Genomic DNA, 12,549 nt, shown 5'->3' on the forward strand with positions numbered 1-12,549 from the left:
CCTGTTGCGAACTGGTCTCGGGGGATGCCGTGAACAAGCAGCAGCAATACAACACCTGGTACTGGATCGGCGCGCTGCTCCTGCTGCTGATGTTCCAGGGCTGGTGGCAGGGCGCGAGCGTCACCGAACGCATCCCCTATTCGCGCTTCCTCGAACTTCTCGAACAGGACCGCATCGCCGAGGTGCAGGTGCGGCCCGAGAGCATCCTCGGCCGCTACCGCGAGCCGATCGAGGGGCGCACGCATTTCCTGACCACGATCGTGCCCGAGGACCTCACCCGGCGGCTCGAGCAGTCGCGCGCGCGCTTCGACGGCACCATCACCAACACCTTCCTCAACAACCTCCTCTCCTGGGTGGTCCCGGTCATCGTCTTCTTCGCGCTGTGGATGTTCGTCTTCCGCCGCATCGCCGAGAAGCAGGGCTTCGGCGGGCTGATGTCGGTCGGCCGGTCCAAGGCCAAGGTCTATGTCGAGAAGGACACCGGCGTGACCTTCGACGACGTGGCCGGCATCGACGAGGCCAAGGCGGAACTCCGCGAGATCGTGGACTTCCTCAAGGAGCCCGAGAAATACGGCCGGCTCGGCGCGCGCATCCCCAAGGGCATCCTGCTCGTCGGCCCGCCGGGCACGGGCAAGACGCTGGTCGCCCGCGCCATCGCCGGCGAGGCGGGGGTGCCCTTCTTCTCGATCTCCGGCTCGGAGTTCGTGGAGATGTTCGTCGGCGTCGGCGCCGCGCGCGTGCGCGACCTCTTCGAGCAGGCGCGCAAGGCCGCGCCCTGCATCATCTTCATTGATGAACTTGATGCGCTCGGCAAGAAGCGCGGCGTCGGCGCCTTCGGCGGCGGCCATGACGAGAAGGAGCAGACGCTCAACCAGCTGCTGACCGAACTCGACGGCTTCGACCCGCGCGAGGGCATCGTGCTGCTCGCCGCCACCAACCGCCCCGAGATCCTCGACCCCGCGCTGCTGCGCGCCGGGCGCTTCGACCGCCAGGTTGTGGTGGACCGCCCGGACAAGGGCGGGCGCGCCGCCATCCTGCGCGTGCATCTGAAGAAGGTGAAGCATGAGGGGCTCGATCTCGAGCAGATCGCGGCGCTCACGCCGGGCTTCTCGGGCGCGGAGCTCGCGAACCTCGTGAACGAGGCGGCGATCCAGGCGACAAGGCGCGGCGCCGAGGCGGTGACCATGGCCGACATCACCGCCGCGATCGAGCGCATCGTCGCCGGCCTCGAACGCAAGGGCCGCGTGCTCAACCCGAAGGAGCGCGAGGCGGTCGCCTATCACGAGATGGGCCATGCGCTGGCCGCCGCCTCCCTGCCCGGGGCGGATCCGGTGCACAAGGTCTCGATCATCCCGCGCTCGATCGGCGCGCTCGGCTACACCATGACGCGGCCGACCGAGGACCGCTTCCTCATCACCCGCCGCGATCTGGAGAACCGCATGGTCGTGCTGCTGGCCGGCCGCGCGGCGGAGGAGGTGGTGCTCGGCGAGATCTCGACCGGCGCGGCCGACGACCTCGCGCGCGTGACCGACATTGCGCGCCAGATCGTCACGCGCTTCGGCATGCATCCCGGGCTCGGCCAGGCGGTGCTGGAGCCGGAGCGGCAGAGCTTCCTCGGCGAGGGCGTACCGGCGCTGACGCCGCGCGACTATTCCGAGGCGACGGCGCGCGAGGTGGATGTCGCGGTGCGCGAGCTGATCGACACCGCCTATCTGCGCGCCAAGGCGCTGCTCGCGGAGCGCCGGGCCGATCTGGAGGCGGGCACGCGGCTGCTGCTCGAGCGTGAGACCATCACCCCGGATGACTTCCCGCCGCTGCGGCAGGGGGAGTCGGCGGGTGATCGGCGGAACATCACGACGCCGAATGTCACGGCGAACCCAGCGGAGGAGAGGACCTGATGGACGGCAAGTGCGATGTCTGCGGACGGCCCGCAACGGTGCGCGTCCGCGCCTCCGTCAACGGGCGGCGGCAGGATCTCGAGCTCTGCGACGAGCACTATCGCGAGGTGCTGCGCCAGCAGGGGCGCACCGCCTCCCCGCTCGAGGCGCTGTTCGGCCGCCATGGCGGCCTGTTCGAGGAGTTCTTCGGCGACCGGCCCTTCGGCAGCCTGCTTGGCGGGCTCGGGCGCGACCTGCCGGCCGCGGAGGAGGACGATGAGGTGGTGGACGCCACCTTCGGCGACGCGGGGGCGGCGGAACCACCGCGCCGCGGTCAGCGCCGCGCCTCGGCCCGACGGGCAGGCGGGGGCCTCGCTGCGCGTATCAGCGAACAAGGCGAGCGCCTGCTGCAGGAGGCGGCGCGGCACGCCGCCGAGTGGGGCCGGCCGGAGGTGGACACCGAACACCTTCTGCTGGCCCTGACCGGCTCCGAGGTGGTGCGCACCGTCCTCGGCCAGTTCAAGATCTCGGCCGAACAGCTGCGCGCCCAGATCGAGCAGGAGGCCAAGCGCGATAAGGCGCCCCATGAAGGCGAGGTCGGCGTCGCGCCGCGCGTCAAGGATGCGCTGAGCCGCGCCTTCGCGGCCTCGACGGATATGGGCCATTCCTATGTCGGGCCGGAGCATCTGCTGATCGGCCTCGCCGAGGAAGGCGAGGGGCTGGCGGCGAACATCCTGCGCAAGCTCGGTCTGACCCCGCAGGCGCTGCGCCAGCAGGTGGCGCGTGTCGTCGGCCGCCAGGGCGCCGAGGAAGGCAAGGCCGAGGCCCCCTCCAACACGCCGGAACTCGACAAGTATTCCCGCGATCTCACGAAGATGGCGCGCGACGGCAAGCTCGACCCGGTGATCGGCCGCGCGCAGGAGATCGAGACCACGATCGAGATCCTGGCCCGGCGCAAGAAGAATAACCCGGTGCTGATCGGCGAGCCTGGCGTGGGCAAGACCGCGATCGTCGAGGGTCTTGCCCAGCGCATCGTGGACGACGAGGTGCCGGAGGCACTGCGCGGCAAGCGGCTGGTGGAGCTGAACATCAACTCGATGGTCGCCGGCTCGAAATACCGTGGCGAATTCGAGGAGCGGGTGCAGAAGATCCTCAAGGAGGTCACCGAGCACCAGGGCGAGATGATCCTGTTCATCGACGAGATTCACACCATCGTCGGCGCCGGCCAGGGCGGCGGCGAAGGGGGGCTCGACATCGCCAACGTGTTCAAGCCGATGCTCGCGCGCGGCGAGCTGAACCTGATCGGCGCGACGACGCTCAACGAATACCAGAAGCACATCGAGAAGGACGCGGCGCTGGAGCGGCGCTTCCAGCCGGTGATGGTGCCCGAGCCGACGGTGGCGCAGGCGATCATGATCCTGCGCGGCCTGCGCGACACCTTCGAGGCGCACCACAAGGTGACGATCACGGACGAGGCGATCATCGCCGCGGCCGAGCTCTCCGACCGCTTCATCCAGGGCCGCTTCCTGCCGGACAAGGCCATTGACCTGATTGACCAGGCGGCGGCGCGGGTGAAGCTCTCGGCCACCGCGCGGCCCGTCGAGGTGCAGGAGATCGAGGCCGAGCTGCACCAGCTCCGGCGCGAGCAGGATTACGCCGCCTCACGCAAGAACTTCGACAAGGCGGCTGAGCTCGGCAAGCAGATCGAGGCGAAGGAGGCGCGCCTCAAGGAACTGACGGAGGCGTGGGAGAAGGAGCGCGCAACCGGCTCGGCCGAGGTCAGGGCAAGCCATGTCGCGCAGATCGTCTCGAAGCTCACCGGCATCCCGGTGAGCGAGCTGACGGAGGCGGAGCGCGAGAAGCTGCTGAAGATGGAGGAACGGCTGCACCAGCGCGTGATCGGCCAGGAGGAGGCGATCAGCGCCGTCTCGGATGCGGTGCGCCTGGCGCGCGCGGGGCTTCGCGAGGGCTCGAAGCCGGTGGCGACCTTCCTCTTCCTCGGCCCGACCGGCGTGGGCAAGACCGAGCTCGCCAAGGCGCTGGCCGAGGTGGTCTATGGCGACGAGAACGCGCTGCTGCGCATCGACATGTCGGAATACATGGAACGCCACGCGGTCGCCCGCCTGGTCGGCGCGCCGCCGGGCTATGTCGGCTATGACGAGGGCGGGCAGCTCACCGAGAAGGTGCGGCGCAAGCCCTATTCCGTGATCCTGCTCGACGAGATCGAGAAGGCGCATCCGGATGTCTACAACGTGCTGCTGCAGGTTTTCGACGACGGGCGGCTGACCGACGGGAAGGGCCGGGTGGTGGACTTCACCAACACCATCATCATCGCCACCTCGAATCTCGGCGCGGACCGCATCCAGAAGCGGCTGCACCTGCGCGGGACGATGGCGGAGCAGCCTGACAAGCTGAAGGCCGAGCTGATGGAGGTGCTTCGCGGGCATTTCCGGCCCGAATTCCTGAACCGCATCGACGAGATCATCGTCTTCCACGCGCTCTCGAAGGCGGAGATCCGCCAGATCGTGCTGCTGCAGCTCGACCGGGTGAAGCGCACCGCCGCCAGCCAGGGCGTGAGCCTCGAGTTCGACGAGAGCCTGATCGGGATGCTCGCCGCCGAGGGATACCGGCCCGAATACGGCGCGCGCGAGCTCAAGCGCCAGATCCGCAGCCTGGTGGAGACGCGCCTTGCCCGCGCCATGCTCGGCGGGGAGGTCGCCAAGGGCGACGCGGTGACGCTGCGTTGGGATGCGGGCGCGGAGAAGGTGATCATCGAACCGCGGACGGCGGCCGCGCCGGCGCAACCGCCGGCGGAAGCGACCGGAGCGGCGGGATAGCCCGGGGACGGGGCATGGCGCCGCGCCTCCCCTCTGCCGGCGCGACGCCACCGCCGCCTGACGGAGGCGCGGCCGGCCCGGGTCGCGGCCGAAGCCGAACGGCGGTGGCGCCGCTTCAGCCAGGCGGCGGCAGCCCTGCCGGGCTGTGGAACAGGCCGCCGGTGCGCATCCACCAGCCGGGCCGTTTGGTCATGCAGTCCGGATCCGGGCGAGGGGAGTGGGTGCTCGAATTCCCGCCTTCGGCGCCGCCACGCCGCGACCCGCAGACCGGCTGGATTGGCGGCACGGATCCCCTCGCCCATCTCCGCCTGCGCTTCCCCGACCGGGAGAGTGCGGTGGCCTTCGCCGAGCGGCACGGATGGCCCTATGAGTTGGCCGAGCCGCCACCGCGGCGGCCACGCTACCGGAGTTATGCCGAGCAGCTCCGAAGCGATCTCAGCGGCGCGATCGGCCGCGTGCAGCCCTGGCTTGCGCCGCGCGGCCCCGTCCGGGTGCCGGCAGAGGACGCGGTCGAGCGGGCCAGCCGCGAGTCCTTTCCCGCCAGCGATCCCCCCGCCTGGACGGGAACGCGGATCGCCTGAGGCCATCTGAGCCGCCCGCCAGCCGCGGCCTTGCCCGGCGACGGCGTCATTCCGAGTGACGCGCCGCGTCGATTCGGGGACCGCTGCCTTGCCCACGCGGACTGGAATGCCAGCCTTGCACGCAACGCATGGAAGATGTCTTGAAGAAGGCCGGAGCCTTTCCCTTCTCCATGACGTGAACGCCCAAGCGGGGTTCGCAGCATGACGGGTCTGGCCATGATGGCAGACCGCTGGAGGTCAGCCGCGAAGCGGGGGCCACGTCCGGCGCCGTCACCATGCGGGGGCATGACAAATGCCCTTGGGCCGACTTCCGTCATGGCGGGCCGCGCGGGCCGCGAGAGGAGGAAGTCATGCCTTGGCCGATGGCCTTCTATCCCGCCGATCCCTTCGCCCTGTTGCGCCGCGTCAGCGACGCGTTGGATCGCGCGGCAATTGCGGGGGCGGCGCCGATCTTCCCGGCTGTGAATGTCTGGCAGAACGATGAGGCGGCGGCGATCGTCGCTGAGCTGCCGGGCGTCGGACCGCAGGACATCGATATCACCGTCAAGGAGGATGTCCTGACCATCTCGGGCGAGCGCCGCGCCCCCGAACTGCCCGAACACGCGGAATGGCTGCGGCGCGAGCGCGCCTATGGGCGCTTCACCCGGGCGATCCGCCTGCCCTTCCGGGTGGACACCGAACAGGTGGACGCGCGCTTCGCCGATGGCGTGCTGCGCATCGCGGTGCGCCGCCCCGAGGCGGACCGCCCGAAGCGGATCGCCATCAAGGCCGGCTGAGAGGAGGTAACGGACATGAGCACGGAACTCGCTTCGACCACCAGCCAGACCCCCGCCGCCGCGCCGGAAGCGGTGCGCAACACACCCATCTGGCGCCCGCTCGCCGACATCCAGCAGACGCGGGAGGGCATCGTGCTGATGGTCGAGATGCCGGGCGTGGCGCCGGAGGATGTGGACATCACGCTCGAACGCCGGGTGCTGACCATCCGCGGCCGCGGCCGCCAGCCCGAGCCGGAGGCGCTGCGCGCGGTGCATCGGGAATACGAGCCAGGCGACTATGAGCGCGCCTTCACGCTCTCGGAGGATTTCGACGAGAGCGGCATCGAGGCGACGATGAAGGATGGCGTGCTGACGCTGAAGCTGCCGCGCGCGGCCGAGGCTCGGCCGCGGACGATCCGCGTCAGCGCCGCCTGAAGCAAGGAGGAGGACCGACGATGCAGATCAAGGACCTGATCCCCTGGGCCCGCAAGGGCGAGGCGCCCGAGGCTAAGGCGAACGAGACGAACCCCATCGCCTCCCTGCAGCGGGAGATGAACCAGGTGTTCGAGAACTTCTGGACCCGCTTCGGCCGGCCCCTCGGCACGCTCGACTGGCCCTGGGGCCAGTCGGAGGCGAAGTCCGACGTCGTGCAGACCGAGAACGCGGTCGAGATCTCCATCGAGTTGCCGGGGATGGAGATGAAGGACATCGAGGTCTCGGTGGCCGACGACATGCTGACCGTGAAGGGCGAGAAGCGCGTCGAACGGCAGGAGGAGAAGAAGGGCTACTACCTCTCCGAGCGCAGCTACGGCTCCGTCTATCGCGCCATCCCGCTGCCGCCCGGCGTTGATGGCAGCAAGGCCGAGGCCGCGTTCAAGAACGGCGTGCTGACCATCCGCCTGCCGCAGACGCCCGAGGCGCAGGCCAAGGTCCGGCGCGTCGAGGTGAAGGCCGGCTGAGTGCCCGGGCAGGCTGCCCTTGCGGCAGCCTGCCCGCGCTTGACGGCGGCATCCGCCCTGGCGCATCGGCATGGCGCATGTCGCCCACCCTCCGCCATCGCCTGAACAACCTGGCGCAAGCGGCGCTCATCCTCGCGGGGATGGGGCTGCTGGTGTGGCTGACGGTCCGGCTTGTCGCCGGACCCGCCTGGGCGATGGTGGTGCTGCTGGTGTCGCTCGCGACCATGATGGCGGCCCCGGCGGTCCCGCGGCGGGTGCTGCTCTCGGCCTATGGGGCGCGCCGTCTCGATGCCGCGGCCTTCCCGGGCGGCATCGCCATGTTGGCGGCGATAGCCCGGCGCGCGGCGCTGCCGCGGACGCCCGAACTCTGGTACGTCCCGAGCCGGCTGCCGAACGCCTTTGCCATGGGCCGGCCGGAGGATAGCGCGATCTGCGTCACCGACGGGCTGCTGCGCCTGCTGGACGAGCGGGAACTCGTCGCGGTGCTCGCGCATGAGGTAGCCCACATCGCCCATCGCGACCTGTGGATCATGGGGCTGGCCGATGCGATGTCGCGCCTCGTCTCCGTCGCGTCCTGGATGGGCCAGGTCATCCTGGTCCTGAACCTGCCGATGCTCGCGGCCGGTCTCGCGGTCGTGCCCTGGAGCGTGGTGCTGCTGCTGGTCTTCTCGCCGACCGTGATGGCGCTGCTGCAACTGGCCTTGTCGCGGTCGCGCGAGTTCGACGCGGATCTGGGCGCCGCCCGCCTGACCGGCGACCCCGAGGGGCTTGTCTCGGCACTGCTCAAGCTCGAGCGACGCACCGGCCGTTTCTGGGAAGAGATCTTCCTTCCAGGACGCCGGATCCCGGAGCCTTCGCTGCTGCGCACCCATCCGCCAACCGAGATACGCGTCTCACGACTGCGCAGCCTGCTCGTACCGCCGCAGGAGCAAATGATGGCAATGCAAGGCTGGCAGCCGCCTTCGCAGCCTGCTTATCCCAGGTTTCACCGAAGCGGAGTTTATTATTGATATCGAGCGAATACGACACCTCCCAACGCTTAACTTTTTAATCTGTGTGTCTTTCAACCGGATGCCGATCTCGCAGCCCGGCGCCAGGCCGTCCAGAGAATTTCAGTTCCGGGTTCCCACCGCTGCTCCAGTCGGTTTCCTCACAATCTGTCTCTTCCGACCAGGGCACCGCGCTGAGGCGCAGGTTTCCTGCGGTTTTCGGCCGTGACCTTGATGATGCAAAGGCGAAACGAGGGCGGATTTTCTCTCCGGAATGGCGGAGAGTCTCCGGACCTTGAGGGTTGGGCGATTTCGCCAACAAGCTCTAACGCTCTGATTTTAAATCACCTTTGGCGCAGCCTCGCTGCTCAGATTCAGCATGTCCATTGTCTGACCAAAGAAGCGGAGAACGGAGAATCTCGCTTCACCCCCGAGCCGCTGTCCCGACGATCGATTGCGTCGATCGGGTCGCCAGCCGGTGACTGTTGGGGGCGATATTTCGAAGCGCTGACTGGCTCTGGTCGGTCTTTCTCTAAACGTTCCCCACAGCGTTAGGGTGCGCTGGGCCTCAGATTTCGCGCGGTTTTTGGCGGTCACCCTAAGGGTGAGCGGACGGACTGAAGGCGCATTCGCTTTCCGGACGGAGGAGACTCTCCGGATGGGCGATTTGTCCAACAAGGTCCAAGCTATTGATACTAAAAAGCTTTCCCCACAGCCTCCCGGCTCGGATTCGGAATCCTTTTCGTCCCGATTAATCACTCGCCATCGATCGGCACCCGTGCCAAACCGCGACCAAATGGCTGCGGTGATCGACTCCCTGTCGGGTTACGGTAGCAATCTTGGGGGAAGGTAAGTCTTGTCGACTAACCGGGCGCCAGCCTCTGTGACCCAGGAGGCTCTCCAACCTTCAAATGCCACCCAAAGCATAGTCGGCGATAAGGCGCGCGAGGCGGTCTCAGCGCTGAGAGGCTACGCATATCAAGTATATGCAGCCGCGCTCGCGTGGCTGGACGTAGCCGACGACGAAGAACTTCACCTTGAGGTCGCGGAGGACTTCGCTTCTGTTGCGCGCGAGGCGCTCCGCGCCACCCAGGTAAAGGACACCCCGGGCACGGTCAGTCTTGCGTCGGAAGCCGTCCGAAACGCGATCGGTGCTTATGTCGGGCTGGTCGAAGCGAACCCAGGCCGGACGGTCCGGTTTGTATTCCTCACTACAGCCATGATCACGCAGGAGCGGAAGCGCGAGCATAGGACCGGCGACGTTCCGGGAATGGAGTTCTGGCAGCGGGTTGCCGACGGGACCGACATGGCACCCTTGCGAAAGGTCTTGGAAGCCCTCGACCTCGACGCCAAGGCCCACGCATTCATCAAGGCGCGAAATGACGTTCGCCTCCGCGACGAACTGGTCCGGCGGATAGAGTGGCGGTGCGGCGCTTCGGACATTACAGACCTCGCCAAGCGCCTGCGCGAACGCGTTGCGAGCTACGCCTTCCAGCACCTGAAGGTGCCCACGGCGGAGGGCGAGCGACTGGCGGATACTGTCTTCATCACGGTGCTCGAGACGAGCGTCATCCCGGATAGGGAAAGACGAGTTCTGCGCAGCGGAAGGCTGAAGGAGGTCCTTGACGCCGCCTCAAGGGTGGCCGCGCCTGGCAGCGCTGGGCCGAGAGCACCGCCTGCGACGCGGAGGGCCGGCTCGACCTCTACGGCCTGCAGGCGCTGGCCATGCGGGCGGTGGTCGAGAGCGGCGAGTGCTTCGTCCGCTTCGTCATGACCGCGCCGTCGCTGACGAACCCGATCGGCCTGCGGCTGCAGGTGCTCGAGGCGGACCACCTGGACACCGCGCGGAACGGGGTGGTGGACGGCGCCCCGACCATCCAGGGCATCGCCCTCGGCGAGGCGGGCGAGCCAGTCGGCTATTGGCTGCACCGCGTGCACCCCGGCGCGGCGTGGATCCTGCCGGGTTCGGCCTGGCAGAGCAGCGAGCGCATCCCGGCGAGCGAGGTTCTGCACATCTATCGCAAGCGTCGCCCTGGCCAGCTGCGCGACGTCTCCTGGCTCGCGCCGGTGCTGCTCCGACTGCGCGACCTCGGCGACTACGAGGCGGCGCTGCTGATGAAGGCCAAGATCGAGGCCTGCCTCGCCGCGGTGGTGACCGAGGAGGGCGACGAGGCCCTGACCGGTGCGGCCGCTGGCCTGCTCCGCGACGCTCAGGGCCGCACCGTCGAGAGCTTCGAGCCCGGGATGATCCTCTACCGTCGCGGCATGGGCTCGGTGGAGGTGGTGAACCCGAGCGGCGGCGGCAGCCACGCCGCCTTTGCCCGCCGCGCGCTCGAGGCCGCGGCAGTCGGCGCGGGCCTGACCTACGACCAGGTTTCGGGCGATCTCACCCAGGCGAACTACTCCTCGCTCCGCGCCGGCAAGATCGAGTTCCGCCGCCTCTGCGAGCAGGTGCAGTACGGGATGCTCATCCCGATGCTGGTGCGCCCCATCGCGGACCGCTTCCACGCCCAGGGCGCCCTGCTCGGGCTGTGGGGTGCGGAGATGCCGGACGGCGTCAGCCACGTCCCGCCGGCTCACGAGATGATCGACCCGCTGAAGGACACCACGGCCCTGATCGCCCAGGTGCGGGCGGGCTTCGTGCCGCAGCCCGAAGCCGCCGGGGCCTTCGGCTACGACTTCCGCGCCGCGGTGGAGATGATCCGCGAGGCCAATGCCCTGCTCGACGAGGCGGGCATCTCGCTCGACACCGACCCGCGCCGTGTCGCGAAGTCCGGATCGGCCCAGGACGCCGCGCAGATGGCCGCAGTCGAGATCGCGGCCACTGGCGCCGCCGCGCCGCCCCGCGCCGAACCAAACCCAGGAGCCACCGCATGACCGCCGGCGCCTACGACTGGACGGACGACATGCTCAAGATCAAGAGCATGCAGAAGAAGTTCCGCGACAGCTTCAACGGGACCGAGATCAACCCGACCCGCTGGGACGTCGCGGCCTCCGGCAGCGGCATGGCGCTCACCGTCGCCGACGGCACCGTGACCATCTCCACCGGCACGACCCTCGACGACGAGGTCGTGCTGACCAGCCGCACCGCCTTCACCATCCCGCTCCGTGTGATGGTCGCGGTGAACCTGAGCCAGCGCATCGCCGGCCAGTCGGTCTGGCTCGAGCTGGTCTCGGTCGATCCGACCTCCGCCCAGCCGGACGGCCGCAGCGCCGCCGCCTGGCGGCTCGACGGCACCAGCCCGACGCTGGCCAATTACGAGGTGCAGAGCGAGGGCGCGCCGCGGCTCGCGAGTTCGTCGGGCTCGCCGATCCCGACCACCGTCCCCACCGGCTGGTCGGTGCTGGAGATCGAGCCGACCAACGACGAGTGCTGGTTCCACGGCCGGCAGCTCGACACCACGGCGGCGCGGTCGAACTCCTACGTCCGGCACCAGCAGATCCCGGAGCCGAATGCGCTCTACCGCTTCCGGATCCGCGTGCGGAACCGGCAGTTCATCAACGGCATCTCGGCGGTCGCCAACAACGGCTCCGGCCTGGTGCGGATCACCCGCGCGGCGCATGGCTTTGCGACGAACGATGTGGTGACGGTGGCGGACGTCTCCGGCGTGCCCGGGGCGAATGGCACCTTCACCATCACCGTGATCGACGCGAACAGCTTCGATCTCGTCGGCTCGACCTTCTCCGGGGCCTACCTGAACACTGGCTGGGCCTCGGTCAGCCGGAACCTGGCCCCGGCGTCGATGCGCTCGCGCTCGGCGCGCTGCGCCTCGGCACGAACCGCGTCGAGGTCCGGGGGCGCGGCGGCGCGCGTGGACTCGGACGGCGCGGCTGGCGCGGGACTGGGCGTGGTGGTCACGGTGATCTCCTGGGGCGGGCTGGGCGGCGCAGACGGCGCCGGCGCGGCCGGGGTCTCCGGCGTCGTCTCGGGCATGATGGGTTCCTCGTCAGGCAGGGCGGGTTCGATCGCCGGCGCGGGGAGGCCCTGCTCTCCCCGCGCACGGACTGCGGCGTCCCGATCCACCGGGACCGGCACGACGGAGATCTCGAAGGGCTCCCAATCCACCGCGCGGTGGACGGTCTCGCCAGTCGCGACGTCGGGCCGCGGCTCGTAGCGGTGCACGCTATAGCCGACGCTCACCGCGCGGAGCGTGCCGTCGGCGATGCGCTGCCAGACGGGCTCGACGTCCGCAGCGGCGGAGAACTGCAGGGTGGCATAGCCCCGCCCGCGCTCGAGGCGGGCGGCAGTGACGCGGCCCAGCACGTCGCGGGCATCGCCGCGGCGGTGGGTGTTCAGCACCGGGGCCTGGCCCGAGCGCAGAGCCTCCATGCGCACCGCGTTCGGCGACATCTCCAGCTCCTCGGTGATCAGGCCGAGAGCGGGCACGAAGTTGCGGGCCCGCGCACCGGTCGACCACACCACCTCGACCGTGCGCGCGGCGCGATCGACGGTGGCAGGCGCCGCCAGCGCGCGCTGCGCCACGATCGGCATGGCAGGGGCATCCGGCGCGGGGCCGCCCCCGCCCGGTTCGGTGGTCTCGGACATGCTGG

Annotated in this window: 9 protein-coding genes and 2 pseudogenes; 10 read left to right on the forward strand and 1 reads right to left on the reverse strand. The window is 69.2% G+C overall.

The genetic code is table 11. The annotated features are described in order from the left end of the window. Positions 1–29: 29 nt before the first annotated feature. The 10 genes and pseudogenes from ftsH (at position 30) to E5N76_RS22885 (ending at position 12,113) form a co-directional block, all read left to right on the forward strand. Complete coding sequence (gene ftsH, locus E5N76_RS22845) at positions 30–1,898, forward strand: ATP-dependent zinc metalloprotease FtsH (protein WP_149539647.1); 1,869 nt, start codon at positions 30–32, stop codon at positions 1,896–1,898. Then, positions 1,898–4,714, forward strand: coding sequence for an ATP-dependent Clp protease ATP-binding subunit (locus E5N76_RS22850; RefSeq protein WP_268921323.1), 2,817 nt, complete (start codon positions 1,898–1,900; stop codon positions 4,712–4,714). The genes ftsH and E5N76_RS22850 overlap by 1 nt, the downstream gene beginning before the upstream one ends. A 14-nt stretch (positions 4,715–4,728) precedes the next feature. Beyond that, a complete protein-coding gene (locus E5N76_RS31125) occupies positions 4,729–5,295 on the forward strand; it encodes an NADH dehydrogenase ubiquinone Fe-S protein 4 (protein WP_149539649.1) in 567 nt (188 codons plus the stop codon). Positions 5,296–5,645: 350 nt separating this feature from the next. Next, positions 5,646–6,071: an Hsp20/alpha crystallin family protein gene (locus E5N76_RS22860; protein WP_149539650.1), complete on the forward strand. Its 426-nt coding sequence runs from the start codon at positions 5,646–5,648 to the stop codon at positions 6,069–6,071. A gap of 15 nt (positions 6,072–6,086) precedes the next feature. Beyond that, positions 6,087–6,485 carry an Hsp20/alpha crystallin family protein gene (locus tag E5N76_RS22865; protein ID WP_149539651.1) on the forward strand — a complete coding sequence of 133 codons (399 nt, stop codon included), beginning with the start codon at positions 6,087–6,089 and terminating at the stop codon, positions 6,483–6,485. Between the two features lie 20 nt (positions 6,486–6,505). Beyond that, positions 6,506–7,009, forward strand: coding sequence for an Hsp20/alpha crystallin family protein (locus tag E5N76_RS22870; protein WP_149539652.1), 504 nt, complete (start codon positions 6,506–6,508; stop codon positions 7,007–7,009). Positions 7,010–7,086: 77 nt separating this feature from the next. Further along, a complete protein-coding gene (locus E5N76_RS22875; protein WP_149539653.1) occupies positions 7,087–8,019 on the forward strand; it encodes a zinc metalloprotease HtpX in 933 nt (310 codons plus the stop codon). An 862-nt stretch (positions 8,020–8,881) separates the two neighbouring features. Continuing rightward, positions 8,882–9,772 (forward strand): hypothetical protein, encoded by an 891-nt coding sequence (locus tag E5N76_RS30720; protein WP_235907831.1) that lies wholly within the window; start codon positions 8,882–8,884, stop codon positions 9,770–9,772. Continuing rightward, positions 9,703–10,875, forward strand: a pseudogene (locus E5N76_RS22880) (phage portal protein); the annotation flags it as partial. The gene E5N76_RS30720 and the pseudogene E5N76_RS22880, both read left to right, overlap by 70 nt. Then, on the forward strand, positions 10,872–12,113 hold the full coding sequence (locus E5N76_RS22885; RefSeq protein ID WP_235907832.1) for a ubiquitin-activating E1 FCCH domain-containing protein: 1,242 nt from the start codon (positions 10,872–10,874) through the stop codon (positions 12,111–12,113). The pseudogene E5N76_RS22880 and the gene E5N76_RS22885, both read left to right, overlap by 4 nt. On the opposite strand, the pseudogene E5N76_RS31305 reads toward E5N76_RS22885, so the two are convergent. After that, positions 12,053–12,544 (reverse strand): annotated as a pseudogene (locus tag E5N76_RS31305) (prohead protease/major capsid protein fusion protein); the annotation flags it as partial. The gene E5N76_RS22885 and the pseudogene E5N76_RS31305 sit on opposite strands and share 61 nt — an antisense overlap. Positions 12,545–12,549 lie beyond the last annotated feature (5 nt).

The organism is Siccirubricoccus phaeus (genome assembly GCF_008360935.1).
Classification (GTDB): domain Bacteria; phylum Pseudomonadota; class Alphaproteobacteria; order Acetobacterales; family Acetobacteraceae; genus Siccirubricoccus; species Siccirubricoccus phaeus.

Bases quoted from the DNA above. Each gene is read 5' to 3' on its own strand.
- E5N76_RS22865 (WP_149539651.1), top strand. From the start codon at position 6,087: ATGAGCACGGAACTCGCTTCGACCACCAGCCAGACCCCCGCCGCCGCG.
- E5N76_RS22885 (WP_235907832.1), top strand. From the start codon at position 10,872: ATGACCGCCGGCGCCTACGACTGGACGGACGACATGCTCAAGATCAAG.
- E5N76_RS22860 (WP_149539650.1), top strand. From the start codon at position 5,646: ATGCCTTGGCCGATGGCCTTCTATCCCGCCGATCCCTTCGCCCTGTTG.
- E5N76_RS22850 (WP_268921323.1), top strand. From the start codon at position 1,898: ATGGACGGCAAGTGCGATGTCTGCGGACGGCCCGCAACGGTGCGCGTC.
- E5N76_RS22870 (WP_149539652.1), top strand. From the start codon at position 6,506: ATGCAGATCAAGGACCTGATCCCCTGGGCCCGCAAGGGCGAGGCGCCC.
- E5N76_RS31125 (WP_149539649.1), top strand. From the start codon at position 4,729: ATGGCGCCGCGCCTCCCCTCTGCCGGCGCGACGCCACCGCCGCCTGAC.
- E5N76_RS22875 (WP_149539653.1), top strand. From the start codon at position 7,087: ATGTCGCCCACCCTCCGCCATCGCCTGAACAACCTGGCGCAAGCGGCG.